This window comes from Paenibacillus sp. M2 (assembly GCF_046713495.1).
Classification (GTDB): Bacteria; Bacillota; Bacilli; order Paenibacillales; family Paenibacillaceae; genus Paenibacillus; species Paenibacillus amylolyticus_B.
Genome location: NZ_CP169648.1, coordinates 6,841,940 through 6,860,333 on the forward strand (window position 1 = coordinate 6,841,940; position 18,394 = coordinate 6,860,333).

An 18,394-nucleotide genomic window follows, 5' to 3' on the forward strand; every position below is an offset into this window, starting at 1 on the left:
ATTTAACCGTTTACATAAGGTAACCAGGGAGGAATCATCTTTTATATGGATATTGTTCAAGCATTGATTACATGTATGCCTTTCTTTCGAGATACGATTCGTCAGGATGTAACCCTCTCCGTTATTGATCATGAGAAATTCCTATATTTCTCAGCAGGGGAATCGTTAAAACAACTAAATTATCAACCCGGCGATCCTCTATTGGATGGAAATCGAAATTTTGCTGATCTCAACGGCGGTACAGTCAAACGATTCGATCACTACCCTAAAGATTTATTCGGGGTTCCTTTTGACGTGGCTTTTATCCCCATTAAAAATGAACAAGGTGAAGTCATCGCCCTGTTTAATCTGCTCTACAGTATGGATGACCAGGACCAGCTGCAACAACTCATGGATGTTACCGAAAATCTGACCAACCAGTTAATTGACAGTGTACAGCATGTAGCTGCCCACTCCGAGGAACTCAGTGCTACCACCGAAGAGATCCGGAACAACTCCAAACAAGCCGTACAGAAATCAGGAAATGTCACTCAGGTCGCCAGTTTCATACGTGAAATCTCCGAACAGACCAATCTGCTCGGCTTGAATGCAGCCATTGAAGCGGCTCGTGTAGGTGAAGCAGGTGCAGGTTTTGGCGTTGTTGCCAAAGAAATTCGCAAACTGTCTGTGGATACCAAGGAAGCCACTGCACGTATTGAAGATTCTCTTCTATCCGTTCGGCAATCCATTCAAGGCATGGAGAATGAACTGGGTGAGATCACTGCAAGCTCCCAAGAGCAGGCTGAACTCGTAAACAATTTCATGAGCACAATTGAGCAGCTGAATGAAACCAACAAACAATTGAAGCACTTTGTGCAAAAAATGATTACGTTTGACGGAAAATAAAATACGTGAGATAGCAAAGCATTTTGTATAATTCTAATGTTACCGCTCAGGATAAAAGAGTTGGACAGGAAGAAGCATCCTGATCCAACCAGCGTATAGACCAACAAAAGCCTCCGAATGCATTCGGAGGCTTTTTCATTAGCTATTCAACTTAACGAATCTCGAAGTGACTGATACGTACACCTGCCGACAGCACAATGTATACATCCTGCGCGCCTGATGCACCTGTGAGTTCTGCCTTCACGGTAGACCACTGCTGGGCTTCACCTTGTACCAGTTCCACACGTCCTGCGAGTGTACCATCCGGTGAGCCGAGTCGAACTTCCAACACAGCGCCTGCTTGTTCTGCGGAGACACGCGCTTCAATTGCTGCTGCCCCACTACCCAGATCGGCATCCTTGAAAGCAATCCATCCTTGCTCTCCAACTACACGGACAGCACTTCCGCCCTCTTTGCTCTCATCCAGATCAACACCCAGGTAAGCATCATAATTCTCAGCACGAGTAGCCACACCCAGATTACGGGCAGGGATCGTCTCTCCTTCTACCGTCAGGTCTGCAACCAGCTGGACATCAGAGGATGACTTGGCAACCATGATGGAGTAAGTTCCACTTTCCACGACATACCGATCACGAGTTACATCCCAGATTGCCAGTTCCTGAACAGGCAAGGTGAAGCTGACTTTAGCTGTACCTCCCGCTTCAATATGAAGACGACGGAATCCTTTTAACGTTTTGAGTGGACGTTTCACCCGGGATTTGCCTGCACGAACGTACAACTGTACAACCTCGTCACTGGCAATTGAACCGGTATTGGTTACATCTACAGTTACCGTAACGCTGCCCTCTGTACCCACTTGAGCTGGGCTAAGTTCCAAATTGCTGTATTTAAACGTTGCATACGTCAGACCATGTCCAAACGGATACAATACATTACCTTCAAAATATTGATATGTCCGACCGGATTGAATGATATCGTAATCCTTGATGTCGGTCAGTTGATCTGCGGATTGTACCCATGTCATGTTCAGACGGCCGGCCGGCGCATAATCGCCATACAATACGTCAGCTACTGCGTTACCCAGTTCCTGTCCTGCGTGTGAAGTGTACAATACTGCCGGGATGTTCTCCTGAACCCAATTCGATGTGAACGGATAACTACCCACGATAACGACTACCGTGTTCGGGTTTGCGGCATAGACCGCCTCAACCAGACGTTGCTGGGATTCGGCCAGATCCAGACTTGGACGATCAATCTCTTCTTTCCCGTTTACAAGCGGATTATTACCGACAAAGACAATCGCCGTTTCCGCAACCTTGGCAGCTGCTACCGCTTCCTCCAGTCCATTCACAACCACATCCTGCTTGAACGTCTCTGTGGCACCGAAGGTTTTCAGTTCTTCGGACACCGCAAATGCATCGTTTCCACCATTTGGTGCAGTCACCGTTTTGCCATTCCATGTGGTGAGGCCTACACTGCCATCCTCTTGTGGCAACAGGTGGAATACTTCCTTCACGAACCAGCCATACACTTCATCTGCGGAAGCCGTTACGGTCTCTTCATCTGTCGTTAAATATTTGCCGTTGCTTTCGGCCTGCAAGGTATAACTTCCGAAGCCCCAGTCGGACACCATGAACGTCTCCGCTTCTCCCGATGCAATAACAGGTGATTTCTCACCATCCGCCAGTCCAATCTTCTTCCCATTGGCTACGGAAGTTAACGTGATGCGATCATTTCCATCCTTGAACGATACTTTATCGCTGCCTACTTTGCCACGGATCGCCTCAAGCGGGGATACGTTATACGGCATGGTGCCTGCATACCAGTCACGATAGACCGTTCCACCCAATTGACCAATCACAGCCACTTTACCAGCTTTTGTTTTGTCCAGTGGGAGCGTGCCTTTGTCGTTTTTGAGCAATACTACTTGTTCTCTCGCGGCTCTGAGGGACAATTCTTTTGCTTTCTCCGTCATCATGGACTCTTCACCAATAGCAGCGTACGGGTTGCCTTCTTCCGGATCGAACTCACCCAGGCGGAAACGCACACGGAACGTATTAAACAACGCCTTGTCGATGTCATCCATCGTGAGTGTACCTTGTTCCAATCCTTCACGCAGGGCCAGTTTGGACAGATCAGCATCATCGGTGATGCTATCAATTCCTGCCTTCACAGACTCTACCGTACCTGGTGTGTGGGAATCATAGTATTTATGATCATTCTTGATGCCCATGACGTCGCCTGCATCACTGACAACGAAACCATCCATGCCCCATTCGCCTTTGACAATCTCGTTCACAAATGGATGCAACAACGCTGGCGTACCATTAATGGAGTTGTACGCAGTCATCATGGACTGTGCGCCGCCTTCCTTAAATGGCTTCTCGAACGCTTTAAGATAATATTCACGCATGTTGCGCGGATCAATGCTGGACGAACCGCTTCCACGATCCACTTCGTTATTATTCGCAAGGAAATGCTTCAAGGTAGCGACCGCTTTGTAATACTTCGGATGGTCGCCCTGAATTCCTTTGACCAATGCTGTTGTCAGCTCGGCTGTCAGTTCCGGATCTTCACCATACGCCTCTTCATTCCGTCCCCAGCGCGGGTCACGTTCCATATCCACTGTAGGTGCCCACAGCGTAAGACCGTTCACTGCCGGATTGCGTTTATAAAATACACGTGCCTCGTCTCCGAGCACGGAGCCAATCTCCTTCATCAGATCCGCATCCCACGTGCATGCAAGCCCCACTGGTTGCGGGAAAGATGTTGCTTCGCCAAGCCAGGCCAAGCCGTGTGCCGCTTCTGTTCCGTGTTTGTATGCAGGTACACCCAAGCGATCTACTGCTGGCTGATATTGCAGCATGGATTCAATTTTTTCATCTTCCGTCAAGCGGGATACAAGATCTTTCACGCGTAAGTCTAACTCTAGTACTGTATCTTGAAACGGATATTTCGTTTGGTTGGTCGTCATATGGAATCTCCTTTGGTTATCGGTAGTTAATTAAAATGATAGCGAATACATATCTAACAAAAAATCGGGGGTTAATTCTGATGAAATATTTCTTCTTCTGGATAGATTAACCCTTTTATAATCAACGTTTACAGGTGTAAAACTTGTTCTCCTTTTTAAAACCTAAAACGATTTCGGTAATCTTATCATAAAGCATGTTTAGCAAAAAAAACAGAGGCTCTGCGCAGGAAATTGTGAACATCCCCTCTGCAAAATCTGAACAGCACCGTTTTTTCCTGGCATAGTCTGGCAATCATGGATAAGAGTACAACGATGTGCACTGAACGATAAGCGAATCAACCGAATGGAGATAAATAAGGAGGAAGAAGAAAAATGAGCGACAATCAGCAGTCCAAGACGGGTCTGCCCCCGGTCCCCGAATCGCTGTGGCGTGCTACGCATCAATTCGATGCCTATCCAAAACTGACCGAAGATATCACCGCTGATGTAGCGATTATTGGTGCCGGTATTGCCGGCATTACTACAGCCTATTTGCTGGCGCAGACGGGTATGCGTGTGGTCGTACTAGAGGCTGGAAAAGTGTTGGATGGCACGACCGGTCACACCACGGCTAAGGTATCTGTACAACACGGCGTCATATTTGATGAGATTATGCATCACTTCGGACAAGAACAGGCTCGGATGTACTATGAAGGCAATGCCGATGCCGCGAAGTGGATGCGCAATCTGGTGAAGGAAAAACAGATTGATTGCCAGTGGGCAGAGGAAGATGCCTACGTCTACATTCAATCGGAGGAAAACATCAAAAAACTGGAGATCGAGCTGACCGCCTATAACAAACTCAATATCCCTGGTGAGTGGGTAGACCCACTCCCTATTCCAGTTCCCGCTAGGGCAGGTATTCGCATGCCAGGTCAGGCACGCTTTGATCCGTTGGCCTATCTGCACTACTTGCTCGATTCCGCTGTGAAACAAGGGGTACAGATCTACGAGCATACGACAGTTACGGATGTAGAGGAAGACGCTTCACTGCATGTACGAACCTACGGCGATGGACCATCTGTAACGGCTGAACATGTCGTCGTAGCTTCTCATTTTCCCGTCTACGATCCCGGATTTTATTTCACACGATTACACGCCGAACGATCCTACGCTGTATTAGTCGAACCGGAGAAACCCTATGCGGGCGGCATGTACATCTCGGACGATACACCGTACCGCTCCTTGCGTACCGTCTTACATGACGGTAAGGAACTTATCCTCTTTGGCGGCGAAAATCACAAAACAGGACAAGGCATCTGCACCTTCGGTCATTATGAACGCCTGGAGCAGTTTGCAGCGGAGACATTTGGTATCCGCAACATTCCTTTTCGCTGGTCAGCCCAGGATCTGATCTCCATTGACAAGGTGCCTTACATTGGACCGATTACCGGAAGACATGAAAATGTTTATGTCGCGACTGGATTTGCCAAATGGGGAATGACGACGGGTACAATGGCAGGACACCTTCTTGCGGATCGCATCACTGGACGTGACAACCCTCATGCTGCCATATTCGATCCGGCAAGATTCAAAGCTGATCCGGGCATGAAGCACTTTATTGTGGAGAATTTGAATGTAGCCAAGGAATTAATCTCCGGTAAAGTTGGCATTGTACACAAAAAGGTTAGCGATATTGGTGAAGATGAAGGAGCCGTCGTTCGTCATAATGGCAAACGTGCTGGCGCCTACAAGGACACCAGTGGCAAGCTGTTTCTGGTGGATACCACCTGCACCCATCTGGGTTGCGAAGTCGAATGGAACGAGGGCGAGCGTTCGTGGGATTGCCCATGCCATGGTTCCCGCTTCGATTATGCAGGCCATGTCATTGAGGGCCCTGCTGTGGAAGACCTTAAAGTTCTGGATGCACAAGAATAACCCACATTTAGTGATTAAACCTGTAAACCAAAGAAACAAAAAGTTCATCTCACAGACCGGATCGGAATCCGCCTTCAGACGGAAGTAACCGATCCGGTTTTTGCGTATGCTGAATTATAGCTAAACAGGTAGCTTCAGCTAAGCATCCGTATTAAACGAACTTATTATCGATCAATCGTGATACGGAACTATTTTAAAGTCACTACCTTGCATTAAACAGTACTGGATGCTATGATGAATTCACCACTACTGAACAATATACAATAGCGATAAATGAAGCTACGAAGGAGGAACCTGTGTGAATGTGAACATCCAGTTCAAAAAAGGAGTATTAGAGCTGTGCGTCCTGGTATTAATTAACCGCCAGGATCGGTATGGCTACGAACTGGCTCAGGCGGTCTCCAAACATATCGAAGTTGCTGAAGGTGCACTGTATCCCTTGCTGCGCCGGCTTGTGAATGACGGTTACTGCACCACCTACCTGCAAGAATCAAGCGAAGGACCGCCGCGCAAGTATTACCGACTATCCGATACAGGTCGCGACTACATGACGGCACTGACGACAGAATGGAATGAATTTGTGCGCAATGTCGCAAATCTGATTGAGGAAGGAATCCCCAATGAATAGACAACAATTTATGAAAGCCATGGAAATTCATCTACGGCCGATGGACCCATTCGAACGGGCTGAGTTGCTCGCCGACTATGATCAACATTTCGAGCTTGGACTACGAGAAGGCAGGCTGGAAGAAGAGATCGCTCGGGAACTCGGACAGCCTGAAGAAATCGCCAAGGAAGCACTCGGTGATCGTTATGACATTCATACGCCGGGTTCAGATGCGTTCTATGCACCGACGTATCGCGAGATGCGGTCACCCAGAAACAACACCAGAGCCACTCGCAAATTTTTCACAGCCATCGGCCTGTTATTCCTGAATCTGATCCTTGGCATTCCTCTTGGTCTCATGATGTGGTCGGTATGGCTTGTTATTGCCAGCCTTTCCTTGCTGGTAGTGGCTCCTGTAGCAGCAGTTGTGGACTTTGTATTCCTGGGCCAACTCGATAAACCGGAGATTTTCGTTGCGATTGGCGCTTTCGGTGTCGGCATTTTGTTTGCCATCGCATCGAAGTATGTCTTTAGAACCTTCAAAATCGTTACTCTTCAATATATTAGATGGAATAAAAACACGATGAAAGGAGATGTTTCCGCATGAGCACTAAAAAATGGCTTGCGCTCGCCGTGATATGTATCGGAATAGGTTTACTCGGGACATCCATCTATGGCGTTCAGTTCGGGGATGAACGGGAGCATTATTCCAAACGATGGGATTTCAAAGCAGATGAATTGCAGAACATTATCATGAATGCTAATTTCAGTGCAGATATTGAATTTGTTGTAAGCCCGGATTCGAATGGTTATATCGAAGTGGATGGAAAATGGGACCCTGCTGTAGTCAAAAGCTTCGAACAGGCCACCTTATCCAACGACACATTCCAACTGGCGCAGACAGAACGTGAACGATTGCAATTTTTCACCTTGTACTGGAATGATCAAGACTCCACAATAACCGTTGCCTTGCCTGAAGGACACCAGTTAAATGAGGTTAAGCTGGACTCCTCTTCAAGTGACTGGGATCTGACAGGTCTAAATGCCAAACAGCTTGAGCTGAATAATACCTCAGGTTCCATACGTCTGGAAAACATCAAGGCGTCCAATATTGAATTGGTTCTAACTTCGGGTGACATTAACGCTTCCATGATTGATGGAGACATGACCGTGAAACAGACATCCGGAAGCTTCACGGCAGATCAGATTGCCGGTCAAGTAAACAGTAAGATTAAATCAGGAGATATTGAGATTACTGAATTAAACGGCGCAGCTGATGTTCAATTCACTTCGGGTAGCATTCATATTGAACAGTCCCATTCCGCCCCGATTAATGCGTCTGGAACATCAGGAGACATTTTCATTCAAGCTGCACCTGATTTTGACGGAATCTACGACGCTAAGGCTACCTCTGGAAGTGTCGATGTACCTGAATCGCCAATGGTAAGCCGGGAAATGATCAAGGCCCGTACCTCCTCTGGCAGCATCGAGATTACCAAATAGTGATGAAGCAAATTTCCGAACTGTGGGTAATATAGTATAATCAAATGCCAGTCCAATTCTAAGGAGGAATTATCCACATGGAACTTAAAAATAAAACAGCTATCATCACAGGTGCCGGTAAAGGCATCGGTCGTGCCATCGCTGAAGCACTTGCCAAAGAAGGAGTACACCTCGGCCTTATCGCTCGCACCGCTTCCGATCTTCAGGCTCTGCAGCAGTCTCTTAGTCAAGAATACGGTGTGAAAGTAACCAGTGCTGTGGCAGATATCTCGGATCGCACACAGGCGGAAGCCGCTGTATCAGCCATTGAGATGGAACTCGGCGCGGTGGATATTCTCATCAATAATGCGGGTATCGGAAAGTTCGGGACATTCATGGAGATGGAGCCCGAAGAGTGGGAGCGCATCCTGCATGTTAACGTTATGGGTACATATTACGTTACACGCGCTGTCCTTCCAAGCATGATCAAGGAAAGTAGCGGCAGCATTATCAATATTGCTTCCACTGCAGGTGAACGCGGATTCGCTACAGGTTCGGCATACTGTGCATCCAAGTTTGCGCTACTCGGCATGACCGAATCTCTGATGCAGGAAGTGCGCAAGTCCAACATTCGTGTGACCGCACTGACCCCAAGCACCGTTAATACGGAGCTTGCGACCAATGCCGGACTGAAAATTGGCGACGAAGATCGCATGATGCAAGCGGAAGATGTAGCTGAACTTGCACTCGCAACGCTCAAGCTGTCCGACCGTGTCTTTGTCAAAGCAGCAGGCATCTGGACGACTAATCCACAATAGACAGTGTGCTTCTGATCTTTTCAGTTCGTTAGAAATATAAAAGGACGTTTCCCATTGTACATGTATGCAGGTTCGCATGTTCATGACTTGGGAGCCGTCCTTTTTTATTCTATAAATGATCCAAACCCAATTCTTTGGACACCGCAATGAGTACCACCGCAGGCTCCTCACCGATATTGGTCACTTCATGAGGCACTATTGCATTCCAGGTAAACGAATCACCCACTTCAAGAACTTCCACATCTTCGCATTGCTCCGCACGAATCTTGCCTTGCAACACCAGATGGCTTTCCTCCCCGGCATGTTTGCTTACCCCGGTCGATGCACCTGGCGGCAACTCCACAATGGACATACGCATCGCACCTTTGGCTGTAAGCTGCTGCACTTTGATCTGTCCGCTTCCGGCCGTTGTTTCTTTGCGCTCGTTCTTGCGTACCACGTTCATCCGTTGCTCTGGTGTCAGCAGCAAATAAGGAAGTGGCACTTCCAGATAATCCGCAATACTTTCAAGCGTAGCAATGGAAGGTGACGTTTTGTTATTTTCTACGTTGCTGATAAAACCTTTGGACAACCCCGTGCCCTCGCACATCTGCATGATCGTAATCTGTTTCTGTTTGCGGATCGTACGAATAGCCAAGCCAATATCCATATTGCGTCCCTCCCCTTCTATTGATCTATATAAGACACCAGACGTAAGCTTAGCTACTTCAGGTTGTCTATTCGGCGCTTGCCTCAACAAATATAATCCGATTACCAAACGGATCTGTCACGGTCATTTCTCTTGATTGCCAAGGGGTCTCCTCTATACCAGGTCTCGCATTTTTGTACTCTTTCTGACGAAGTGCACCGTGGAATGTATCCAAGTTATCAGTTTCCACGCGCAAGGCAGCTCCAGGTGTACAATCTCCATGATGTTCGGATAAATGAATCACGATGGAATCGAGCGAAACCTGCATATATAAGGGCATATCCGGTTCAAAGCGATGTTCCCAATCCAATTGAAACCCTAGATATTCAAGGTAGAACTCTCTAGCTTTATTTTCATCAAATATTCTCAAAATAGGCACGATACTTTTTAACATCCTGATCACGTCCTTGGGAATAAGATATGAACCATGCGCAGCGGCTTATCTATTAACTGTTTTTAACTTTTTTTATAAACAACATATATTCATCATACAAAAAAAGTATTGACCCTACAATGAAACCATGATAAATTTTGTTCATAAATAAGAATATTTATTTCATATTGGTGAACTTTATTGTCAGAACGATATATTAACTCATTCCTCATCAGGTGGTGTTTTCAATGAATTCTCCTTATATACATGAAGTCCGATTACCGTCTCATTACAATCCAGATCAACGTTATCCTGTGATTTTCGCCTTACATGGCATGGGATCGGATGAACAGGATATGCTTCGTTTGATGGAGCCCCTTCAGTCTGATTTTATTATTGTCGCCATCCGTGGACCTATCGTTCAGGGTGGAGGTTATGCTTATTTTCAGATCAAAAGCATTGGAAATCCCATCCGTGAATTATATGATGCCTCCGTGCAGGGACTGCAACAGTTGATTGTTGATCTGTCTGCCCAATATGCGATTGATCCCACGCGGCGTTACATCGCCGGATTCAGCCAGGGCGCCATTATGGCAATGACCCTATCACTGATCATGGGAGATGCCATTAAAGGCATTGTAGCCATGAGTGGGTACATCCCGCAATTTGTGAAAGACGAGTACAAGCTGCAACCCGATTCGGAGCTGTCCGTGTTTATCTCGCATGGAGATCAGGATCATCTATTCCCGCTGCAACTGGGCGAAGATAACACCAATTTCTTCCGTCAATACACCAATCACGTCACATATGTACCTTACAACGGTGGACACCAGGTGACCCCCGATCTATATCAACAATTTCAACACTGGCTTCGGACGGATGCAAATCTGACTACCGAAGACCCGAAAGGACTGAATTCAAAATGATGCCATCCCTGTTTGTTGCTCACGGTGCCCCATCACTGGCACTGGAGGAGAATGCGTACACCGAATTTTTGCAGAAACTTGGACAGGAACTACCAAAACCCAAAGCAATCGTATTGTTCTCTGCTCACTGGGAATCCACAACTCAGCTTGTATCCTCGGTAGCCAACTATGAGACCATTTATGATTTTGGCGGTTTCCAGCCCGAGCTGTATCAGATCAAGTACCCGGCTCAAGGACAGCCAGAGACCACAGCCGAGGTGGAGCATTTATTTGCAGAAGCCGGGATTCCGGTACAGACCGATGACGTTCGTGGCCTGGATCACGGCGCTTGGGTCGTTCTGCGCCTGCTCTACCCGGATGCGGATATCCCCGTGGTTGCTCTGTCTGTGAATCGCTATCTGACAGGTGAGCAGCAATATCAGGTCGGACAGGCACTCGCTTCCTTGCGTGAGCAAGACATTCTCGTCATTGGCAGCGGCGGAACCGTCCACAATCTACGTCGATTGAACTGGGAAAGTAACGGCGTTGACCCGTGGGCATCGGAGTTCGACAACTGGCTGCATGACAAGCTGGTGAGTTGGGATACGGAGTCTCTCTTCTCCTATGATAAACTGGCACCTTCAGCTCAAGCGGCCGTGCCTACCCCGGAGCATTTTGTACCGCTGTTACTCGCCATGGGCGCAGGTGATCAGAACAAGCGGGCATCGCTCCTGTTCAAAGCCTATCAGTATGGCAACCTGAGCTTGTCCTGTTGGAAGTTTGATTAAAGAGGACGATGTGAAAAGCTAGTTTCATTTATATAGTTGATAAATAAGTAAGCATGGTTTACAGGGATTCCCCCTGTAAACCATGCTTATTTGTTGTTAGGAGCGACTTTCGTGATGGTTGTACATCATCGACTGGGATGGAGCCGGGTGTACTGATTATGCAACAACCGCCTTAGAATAATGAGACCATTGTAGTATGTAAGCAAGGACTCCGGTTTCTTGTGTGCTTTTTCGGATTATAACTATAATATGAGGTGAAATCAGGCACAGTTTGCTCGCATAACAGTCACCATATTATCTGAATAGTTCATAGGGAGGGAATTGCATGCCAGAACAGCGTATATATGAATTGATGGATGAACTTGATGTTTTACTAGAAGAGAAGGTACAAGATGAGGAAAACCGGGAGCTTCTGGAGGCATATCGCCAGTTTGAAGGTGTGACGGATGAGCAGCTTGACGCATTCGAGCAGGAACATGGCATTCGTTTGCCTGCTGATTTTCGTGCGTTTTATAAACGTAAAGATGGGAGCGGTTATGGCTTTCACGTCTTGTATCCAAGCCTTGAGGACGGACGGGAAACTGAGCCATTTTATCTGTTGTCCCTGGAAAGGATTCAAAAGGAGCAATCCACGCTGGTGGAGAACCGCATGGATGATTATTTTACCGAAGAAGAGATCGGAGAACTTGATCCCCGAATCAAACCCTACCTTTTTCAGAAAAAATGGGTTACGTTTGGCATGCTCGGAGGTGGATCACTGTATCTGATGTTCGACTTTGATCCGACAGAAGAAGGTACGTACGGGCAGATTATTATGTACATACATGATCCGGATTTTGTATATTATGTCGCTGGGACGTTTACGGAACTATTGGAACAGTCCAATCGGAACTTACGTGCCTTGGAGGCCATCGAGTACTGAAATGCGCATGATGATATGGCCTTTTTTGCATAATGCTGGGATATGTCAAAGCGGTTATAATAACATTTAGTGGAAATGCACATGCTGTATAGATAAACTGCCTTTTCTACACCTAATACATTGATCTGGGAGGAACATACGAAGTGGCTGAACAACCGAAGTCTGAGAGCTTTATGTCTCTCGTCAAAAAAGGAAACACATCCTCCGCCGTAGCGATGGCTGGTAATGCTGTTCTTGCTGTGTGCAAAGGGGGAGCCTTCCTATTCAGTGGCAGTGGTGCCATGTTCGCTTCGGCGATGCATTCACTCGCTGATGCCATTAACCAAGGGTTTGTATTTGTCGGAAGTGTGTTGTCCGAGAAAAAACCTACACGCCGCTTCCCGACCGGATTCGGACGGGTCATTAACATTTTCTGCATGATCGCCGTGATTGTTGTTACCATTATGGCGTATGAAACGATCCATGAAGGCATCCATCTGTTGCAGCATCCTGTTGGTCATACCGGCGGTCTCTGGATTAATATCGGAGTACTTGTTCTGAACATTGTCATTGACGGGGCCATTCTGATCAAAGCGATGAAGGAAATCCTAAAAGAAGCACGGGCACCCAAAGCCGCCGGATTTGCCTTGGTCCCTGCTGCGATCAAAAATGTAGGCCGTGCTGCGCCGCCAACCCGTCTCGTATTCTACGAGGATGTTGTCGCTGTACTGGGTGCCACGCTCGCATTGATCTCTGTCGTGGTCATTGCCTTGACCGATTTTGCACTGCTTGATGGCATTGTAACCACGATTATTGGATGTTTGATGATCGCTGTAGCCTTCCGTGTCGGTTACGATAATATGATCGGATTGATCGGTGTTGCGGCTCCGCAGGATATTGAGGACAAAGTGTCCCAAACCATTCTGGCAGACACACACGTTGCCGATATTCAGATGATGCGTATCATTCAGGAAGGCCGTTATTATCATGTGGAGGGTCTGATTGAACTGACCAAAGGACTCAGCCTCGCCGATGCAGATGACATCAAGTTCCGTATTCAGGAGAAACTGATGACAAACCCCGACATCGCCGACGCTGCCATCTCCATTATTGAGGATGACGGCGTGAACAGCTGGGGCAAGAAACATTCGGATGTGGTGAAATAACAGGCTACGTTCAGGATAAAAAGAATGACAGAACCCACTCTCAACAGAGTGGGTTTTTAGCCTGTTCAACTATACTCTCATCTACAGAGAGGTATTTGCCCAAAATGCTTACCTAGACTTTGGTCTAGGTCAACTTTAACTCCAAAGACGGAGGATAGACTTTTCCACTTCATGGTATGCTGTGAGTAACGAAAGTAATTGCTCTACATACGACCGTTCGGAAATTGATCTTGTATTGAGAAGGAGAGATATTATGGCTAAACGTACGATCCTTGCGCCTGTTCTCATTTTGTTGGGCGTGTACCTGATTCTGAACCAGGGAGGTTCACTCGGTCCGGGTACGATCTTTGCGACCTTTTGGCCCACGTTATTCGTGATTCCACTCGGGCTGTTCTTCCACTGGCTCTACTTCTCCATGATTGGCAGAGGGGTTGGACTGCTGGTTCCCGGTGGATTGTTGCTCACTGTTGGTATTGTCTGTCAGATCGCCATGCTGTTTAACAACTGGGGTACGATGTGGCCGGGCTTCATTCTGGCTGTAGCTGTTGGTTTGTTCGAATTGTATTGGTTCGGTGGTCGGAACAAATGGTTGCTGATCCCCATCAACATTCTAACGGTGATATCGTTGCTGTTCTTCGCTGTGATGTCGATTGGCACGATGTTAAGTAGCTTGAGCTTTATCCAGCCTTTTGTAGCGATTGTGCTGATTATGGGTGGGGCGTGGATCATGGTGGGTCGCAAAAAGCGTATGTAACCCTTTATTCGTTTCCACTTGATCACTGCGGTGACAGAACAACTTCTGATCGCTGTTATCCCCGGATTTTTTTGAATCCCATCTGAAATGGGAAATCCGGTGATAAAGGCGAACGCTTTGCTTCCTTCGTTTGTTCTGTCCCCTCCGTTAACGTGTACACGAAAAAAAACATAACCTACGCTATTGCTCTGAAGTAGGTAATAAAAAAGGGTTGCTGCTCGTCATTTCAATGAATGACGAGCAGCAACCCTTTTTGTCTTTTTTACACATCTAACGAACTGTGCACACGTTATTGGCGGTTATTTGCTATGCATTTTAAACTCCAGGAACAGGTCGTTATAATGCGAGAGCATTTTTTTGCCCAGATTATCGTAGACCTCCAGCTTGCCTGTCAGTGCCTCGTCTGGATAAAAGCGCTCATCCTCCGAGATGTCCTCTGGCAGCAGCTTAAGGGCCTCAGCGTTCGGAGTGGAATACCCGACATACTCCGCATTGCGAGCGGCATGATCCGGGTCCAGCATGAAGTTGATAAACTGATGTGCCCCTTCAATATTACTCGCCGTCTTCGGAATAACCATGTTATCGAACCAGAGGTTGGAACCTTCTTCCGGCACCATATAATCCAGCTTGTCGTTCTCATCCATAATCTCGGACGCATCCCCGGACCATACGAGCCCAACGGCTGCTTCCTCATTCGCGAGCAACATCTTGATCTCGTCTCCGACAATTGCTCTGACGTTTGGCGTCAGTGTAGACAGCTTCTTCAGCGCTTCTTGCAAATGGTCTTCGTTGGTATCGTTCAGGGAATATCCGAGACTGTTCAATCCCATCCCAATGACTTCGCGTGCGCCATCAAGGAGCAGGATTTGGTTTTTCAGACGCGGGTCCCACAGGTCGTTCCAGCTATCAAACGTTAATCCATCCACCAGCTCAGGATTGTACACAACCCCCACCGTTCCCCAGAAATACGGGATGGAATACTTGTTGCCTTCATCAAAGGACAAGTCCATGAACCGTGGATCAATGTTATCCAGATGGGTTAATTTGCTATGATCGAGTGGAACGAGCAGGTCTTCTTCTTTCATTTTGCTAATCGCATATTCAGAAGGAATCGCCACATCAAACGTGGTTCCGCCCTGCTCAATTTTGGTCAGCATGGCTTCATTGGAATCAAACGTCTGATAGATGACCTTAATGCCTGTCTCGTCCTCAAACTCCTTGAGCAGATCAGGGTCGATATAATCGCCCCAGTTATAGATAGTCAGTGTGTTGCCGCCAGAATACCCCTGACTCTTGTTCAGATACGAAGCCAAGATCATCAGGGCAAACGCGGCCACAAAAACAAGCGCAAATGTCCGTACCAGTTGCTTCATGGTCGCAGCCCCTTTCCTCCGGGAGGTATCCGTGTTGCACGGCGGTTAATGAAGTAATATCCGACTACCAGCAGCACCGTGAGCAGGAATAACAGGGTAGACAAAGCATTGATGGATAACGAAACGCCCTGCCTTGCTCTGGAGTATATCTCTACCGAGAGTGTGGAGTATCCATTACCCGTGACAAAGAATGTTACTGCAAAATCATCGAGCGAGTACGTCAAGGCCATGAAAAATCCGGCAAAAATACCTGGTTTCACGTATGGCAGCACCACACGCGTCAGAATCTGCCATGAACCAGCGCCCAGATCGCGTGCCGCATCCATCAGTGTTGGACTCATCTCCTGCAGCTTTGGTAGCACCATGATCACGACAATGGGCACACTGAATGCAATATGAGACAGCAGCACCGAAGTGAAGCCCAGTTTGATACCAATCATGGTGAACAAAATCAGGAATGACGCACCAATGATGACATCCGGACTAACGATCAGCACGTTATTAAGTGACAGCAACGTGTTCTTGGTCCGTTTGCGACGCACATGGTAGATCGCCAGTGCTCCTGCTACACCGAGGATCGTTGAAATCGCTGATGACAGGAGCGCAATGATAAATGTATTCAGCACAATGATGAGGAGCCGTGTATCGGCGAACACCTCTCTGTACCATTCAAGTGTGAATCCTTCGAAGCTGCGCATGTGACCGCCGCTGTTGAAGGAATAGAAGATCAGATATGCAATCGGTGCGTACAGAATGGCGAATACAACGGCCAGATAGACGTTAGACAGCTTTCCGTTTCTTCCCATTACGCACCTCCTTCTTGCCTGATCCAGTCAGGAACATAATAATCGCCATCGCAATAATCAAAAAGACGGCAATCGTTGAACCCATCCCCCAGTCCTGGGTGACGAGAAAATGCTGTTCAATCGCTGTTCCCAGCGTAATTACACGGTTTCCCGCAATCAGGCGGGTAATCATGAACAGAGACAGCGCAGGAATAAATACAGCCTGACAGCCTGATTTCACACCGCTAATCGTCAGCGGAAAGATCACCCGGCGGAATGTTAGCCACGATGAGGCCCCCAGATCACGCGCCGCATAGATCAACGATGTGTTCATCTGTTCCAGCGCATTGAAGATTGGCAAAATCATGAATGGAATGAAGATGTACACCGAGACAAAGATAAAACTGAAGTCGGTGAACAAAATCTGCTGTGTACCAATACCCACGACTTCAAGCAGGGAGTTGGTCAGACCATACGTTCCGAACAGACCAATGAAGGCATACGCTTTTAGCAAAAGATTGATCCAGCTTGGCAGAATGATCAGCAGCAACCACAGCTGCTTGTGCTTCGTCCGGGTCAGCATATACGCCGTTGGATACGAGATGAGCAGTGAGAACGCCGTAATCAGAAATGCATACCAGAACGAACTGAGCGTCATCTGCAAGTACACCGGTGTAAAGAACCGGGCGTAGTTGCCAAACGTGAAGTTACCCTCCACATCGAAGAATGAATAATAGATGACCAGCAGAACCGGCGCCACAACAAACAACACCATCCATAATACATATGGAATCAGATACGCATTGCGTGTGCTGGCCTTAGTCTGCATGAGCGGCCTCTTGGTAGGCTTCGAGTCGTTTGTCGAACTCTTCTTCGGTCTCGTTAAAGCGCATGACGTGTACAGCTTCCGGGTCAAAATACAGTCCAATCCGTGCGCCGACAACGGCTTTCTTCGTGGAATGAACCAACCACTCATTGCCAGCATCATCGTACGTGGATATCTCGTAATGCACCCCGCGGAATAACTGGGAGTCCACATTAACCTTGAGCTTACCTTGGTCTTCGGTTGTAATCTCCAGATCCTCTGGGCGAATGACAATCTCTACCGGCTCGTCCGGCTGGAGACCCTGATCGACACACTCATGCTGTGCGCCAGCAAATTCCACCACAAAGTCCTGCTTCATTTTGCCCGATACAATGTTCGATTCACCGATAAAATCTGCTACAAAGCGGTTAATTGGCTCATCATAGATATCATTCGGTGTACCACTTTGTTGAATCACGCCACCATTGAGGACAAAAATCTCGTCGGACATCGCCAAGGCTTCTTCCTGATCATGCGTAACAAAGATAAACGTAATACCCAGCCGCTGTTGCAGCTCCCGCAGCTCGTACTGCATCTCAGTCCGTAGCTTCAGATCGAGTGCCGAGAGCGGCTCGTCCAGTAGCAGAATTTCAGGTTCGTTCACAATGGCACGTGCAATCGCAACACGTTGTCGTTGTCCGCCGGACATTTCGCCAATTTCCCGGTTTTCATACCCGGACAGATTGACAAACTTGAGGGCTTCCAACACTTTGCTGCGAATTTCAGCCGTTTTCATCTTTTTGATCCGCAAACCAAAGGCTACGTTCTCAAATACATTCAAATGTGGAAATAACGCATAATCCTGAAATACGGTATTCACCTGCCGCTGATGGGCAGGCACTCGGTTGATGAGCGCACCGTTAAAATAAATACTGCCCTGTGTCGGCTCCGCAAAACCGGCAATCAGCCGCAATATCGTTGTTTTCCCGCAGCCCGATGGCCCGAGAAGCGTATAAAATTTACCCCGCTCAATCTCAAAGCTGACCGCCTTCAATACGGCTTCATCCTGATCGTATTGCTGAGTCACCGCTTCGAAGCGGATAATCGGTTGTTGTTCTGACATGCCTCACATCGCCCCCTTATACTTGAGGTACCTCTTCATTCTGTACACTT

General features: G+C 47.6%; 18 protein-coding genes. 11 read left to right on the forward strand and 7 right to left on the reverse strand.

Features of this window, described 5'->3' with window-relative positions; all coding sequences use genetic code 11:
- Nucleotides 1–45 precede the first annotated feature (45 nt).
- The gene (locus tag ACETMN_RS31105) at nt 46–885 is read left to right on the forward strand and encodes a methyl-accepting chemotaxis protein (RefSeq protein ID WP_091012735.1); all 840 of its coding nucleotides are present in this window, start codon (nt 46–48) and stop codon (nt 883–885) included.
- A gap of 151 nt (nt 886–1,036) precedes the next feature.
- Here ACETMN_RS31105 and ACETMN_RS31110 read toward each other — a convergent pair whose 3' ends face one another.
- Nucleotides 1,037–3,859, reverse strand: coding sequence for a glycoside hydrolase family 3 C-terminal domain-containing protein (locus ACETMN_RS31110; protein ID WP_091012734.1), 2,823 nt, complete (start codon nt 3,857–3,859; stop codon nt 1,037–1,039).
- A gap of 372 nt (nt 3,860–4,231) precedes the next feature.
- Here ACETMN_RS31110 and ACETMN_RS31115 point away from each other — a divergent pair, with 372 nt between their 5' ends.
- The 5 genes from ACETMN_RS31115 to ACETMN_RS31135 all read left to right on the forward strand — a co-directional run bounded on the left by ACETMN_RS31115 (nt 4,232) and on the right by ACETMN_RS31135 (nt 8,683).
- Nucleotides 4,232–5,776, forward strand: coding sequence for an FAD-dependent oxidoreductase (locus tag ACETMN_RS31115; protein ID WP_091012733.1), 1,545 nt, complete (start codon nt 4,232–4,234; stop codon nt 5,774–5,776).
- A 298-nt stretch (nt 5,777–6,074) separates the two neighbouring features.
- Nucleotides 6,075–6,404 (forward strand): PadR family transcriptional regulator, encoded by a 330-nt coding sequence (locus tag ACETMN_RS31120; RefSeq protein ID WP_036667851.1) that lies wholly within the window; start codon nt 6,075–6,077, stop codon nt 6,402–6,404.
- Nucleotides 6,397–6,990: an HAAS signaling domain-containing protein gene (locus ACETMN_RS31125; RefSeq protein WP_091012730.1), complete on the forward strand. Its 594-nt coding sequence runs from the start codon at nt 6,397–6,399 to the stop codon at nt 6,988–6,990. Before ACETMN_RS31120 ends, ACETMN_RS31125 begins: the two co-directional genes overlap by 8 nt.
- Nucleotides 6,987–7,886 (forward strand): DUF4097 family beta strand repeat-containing protein, encoded by a 900-nt coding sequence (locus ACETMN_RS31130; protein WP_411735508.1) that lies wholly within the window; start codon nt 6,987–6,989, stop codon nt 7,884–7,886. Before ACETMN_RS31125 ends, ACETMN_RS31130 begins: the two co-directional genes overlap by 4 nt.
- A 77-nt stretch (nt 7,887–7,963) precedes the next feature.
- Nucleotides 7,964–8,683, forward strand: coding sequence for a 3-ketoacyl-ACP reductase (locus ACETMN_RS31135; protein WP_411735509.1), 720 nt, complete (start codon nt 7,964–7,966; stop codon nt 8,681–8,683).
- A 109-nt stretch (nt 8,684–8,792) separates the two neighbouring features.
- Here the strand turns inward: ACETMN_RS31135 and ACETMN_RS31140 are convergent, their stop codons facing one another.
- Together ACETMN_RS31140 and ACETMN_RS31145 are read right to left on the reverse strand one after the other, a co-directional pair.
- On the reverse strand, nt 8,793–9,332 hold the full coding sequence (locus tag ACETMN_RS31140) for a helix-turn-helix domain-containing protein (protein ID WP_017691808.1): 540 nt from the start codon (nt 9,330–9,332) through the stop codon (nt 8,793–8,795).
- Between the two features lie 67 nt (nt 9,333–9,399).
- Nucleotides 9,400–9,765, reverse strand: coding sequence for a glyoxalase superfamily protein (locus tag ACETMN_RS31145; protein ID WP_091012725.1), 366 nt, complete (start codon nt 9,763–9,765; stop codon nt 9,400–9,402).
- Nucleotides 9,766–9,992: 227 nt separating this feature from the next.
- Here ACETMN_RS31145 and ACETMN_RS31150 point away from each other — a divergent pair, with 227 nt between their 5' ends.
- The 5 genes from ACETMN_RS31150 (at nt 9,993) to ACETMN_RS31170 (ending at nt 14,258) form a co-directional block, all read left to right on the forward strand.
- Nucleotides 9,993–10,670, forward strand: a complete 678-nt coding sequence (locus ACETMN_RS31150; protein ID WP_105600242.1) for an alpha/beta hydrolase — start codon at nt 9,993–9,995, stop codon at nt 10,668–10,670.
- Entirely contained in the window at nt 10,667–11,437 is a 771-nt protein-coding gene (locus tag ACETMN_RS31155; protein WP_411735510.1) for a DODA-type extradiol aromatic ring-opening family dioxygenase, read from the forward strand. The genes ACETMN_RS31150 and ACETMN_RS31155 overlap by 4 nt, the downstream gene beginning before the upstream one ends.
- A 325-nt stretch (nt 11,438–11,762) precedes the next feature.
- Nucleotides 11,763–12,359: an SMI1/KNR4 family protein gene (locus ACETMN_RS31160; protein ID WP_149846831.1), complete on the forward strand. Its 597-nt coding sequence runs from the start codon at nt 11,763–11,765 to the stop codon at nt 12,357–12,359.
- Nucleotides 12,360–12,502: 143 nt separating this feature from the next.
- Nucleotides 12,503–13,504 carry a cation diffusion facilitator family transporter gene (locus ACETMN_RS31165; RefSeq protein ID WP_411735511.1) on the forward strand — a complete coding sequence of 334 codons (1,002 nt, stop codon included), beginning with the start codon at nt 12,503–12,505 and terminating at the stop codon, nt 13,502–13,504.
- Nucleotides 13,505–13,757: 253 nt separating this feature from the next.
- A complete protein-coding gene (locus tag ACETMN_RS31170; RefSeq protein WP_017691802.1) occupies nt 13,758–14,258 on the forward strand; it encodes a hypothetical protein in 501 nt (166 codons plus the stop codon).
- Between the two features lie 299 nt (nt 14,259–14,557).
- On the opposite strand, the gene ACETMN_RS31175 is transcribed toward ACETMN_RS31170, so the two are convergent.
- From ACETMN_RS31175 to ACETMN_RS31190, 4 genes are read right to left on the reverse strand one after another with little or no spacing between them, the layout of a single operon-like run.
- Complete coding sequence (locus ACETMN_RS31175; RefSeq protein ID WP_105600247.1) at nt 14,558–15,631, reverse strand: PotD/PotF family extracellular solute-binding protein; 1,074 nt, start codon at nt 15,629–15,631, stop codon at nt 14,558–14,560.
- Nucleotides 15,628–16,437, reverse strand: a complete 810-nt coding sequence (locus tag ACETMN_RS31180) for an ABC transporter permease (protein WP_062836831.1) — start codon at nt 16,435–16,437, stop codon at nt 15,628–15,630. Before ACETMN_RS31180 ends, ACETMN_RS31175 begins: the two co-directional genes overlap by 4 nt.
- On the reverse strand, nt 16,412–17,245 hold the full coding sequence (locus ACETMN_RS31185; RefSeq protein WP_411735512.1) for an ABC transporter permease: 834 nt from the start codon (nt 17,243–17,245) through the stop codon (nt 16,412–16,414). Before ACETMN_RS31185 ends, ACETMN_RS31180 begins: the two co-directional genes overlap by 26 nt.
- The gene (locus ACETMN_RS31190) at nt 17,235–18,344 is read right to left on the reverse strand and encodes an ABC transporter ATP-binding protein (protein WP_076332432.1); all 1,110 of its coding nucleotides are present in this window, start codon (nt 18,342–18,344) and stop codon (nt 17,235–17,237) included. Before ACETMN_RS31190 ends, ACETMN_RS31185 begins: the two co-directional genes overlap by 11 nt.
- Between the last annotated feature and the right edge of the window lie 50 nt (nt 18,345–18,394).

What these genes read in the sequence shown, in the direction of transcription:
- ACETMN_RS31135 (WP_411735509.1), top strand. Translation starts at nt 7,964, where the DNA reads ATGGAACTTAAAAATAAAACAGCTATCATCACAGGTGCCGGTAAAGGC.
- ACETMN_RS31125 (WP_091012730.1), top strand. Translation starts at nt 6,397, where the DNA reads ATGAATAGACAACAATTTATGAAAGCCATGGAAATTCATCTACGGCCG.
- ACETMN_RS31170 (WP_017691802.1), top strand. Translation starts at nt 13,758, where the DNA reads ATGGCTAAACGTACGATCCTTGCGCCTGTTCTCATTTTGTTGGGCGTG.
- ACETMN_RS31185 (WP_411735512.1), bottom strand. Translation starts at nt 17,245, where the DNA reads ATGCAGACTAAGGCCAGCACACGCAATGCGTATCTGATTCCATATGTA.
- ACETMN_RS31150 (WP_105600242.1), top strand. Translation starts at nt 9,993, where the DNA reads ATGAATTCTCCTTATATACATGAAGTCCGATTACCGTCTCATTACAAT.
- ACETMN_RS31140 (WP_017691808.1), bottom strand. Translation starts at nt 9,332, where the DNA reads ATGGATATTGGCTTGGCTATTCGTACGATCCGCAAACAGAAACAGATT.
- ACETMN_RS31105 (WP_091012735.1), top strand. Translation starts at nt 46, where the DNA reads ATGGATATTGTTCAAGCATTGATTACATGTATGCCTTTCTTTCGAGAT.
- ACETMN_RS31180 (WP_062836831.1), bottom strand. Translation starts at nt 16,437, where the DNA reads ATGGGAAGAAACGGAAAGCTGTCTAACGTCTATCTGGCCGTTGTATTC.
- ACETMN_RS31160 (WP_149846831.1), top strand. Translation starts at nt 11,763, where the DNA reads ATGCCAGAACAGCGTATATATGAATTGATGGATGAACTTGATGTTTTA.
- ACETMN_RS31190 (WP_076332432.1), bottom strand. Translation starts at nt 18,344, where the DNA reads ATGTCAGAACAACAACCGATTATCCGCTTCGAAGCGGTGACTCAGCAA.
- ACETMN_RS31145 (WP_091012725.1), bottom strand. Translation starts at nt 9,765, where the DNA reads ATGTTAAAAAGTATCGTGCCTATTTTGAGAATATTTGATGAAAATAAA.
- ACETMN_RS31175 (WP_105600247.1), bottom strand. Translation starts at nt 15,631, where the DNA reads ATGAAGCAACTGGTACGGACATTTGCGCTTGTTTTTGTGGCCGCGTTT.
- ACETMN_RS31130 (WP_411735508.1), top strand. Translation starts at nt 6,987, where the DNA reads ATGAGCACTAAAAAATGGCTTGCGCTCGCCGTGATATGTATCGGAATA.
- ACETMN_RS31155 (WP_411735510.1), top strand. Translation starts at nt 10,667, where the DNA reads ATGATGCCATCCCTGTTTGTTGCTCACGGTGCCCCATCACTGGCACTG.
- ACETMN_RS31115 (WP_091012733.1), top strand. Translation starts at nt 4,232, where the DNA reads ATGAGCGACAATCAGCAGTCCAAGACGGGTCTGCCCCCGGTCCCCGAA.
- ACETMN_RS31110 (WP_091012734.1), bottom strand. Translation starts at nt 3,859, where the DNA reads ATGACGACCAACCAAACGAAATATCCGTTTCAAGATACAGTACTAGAG.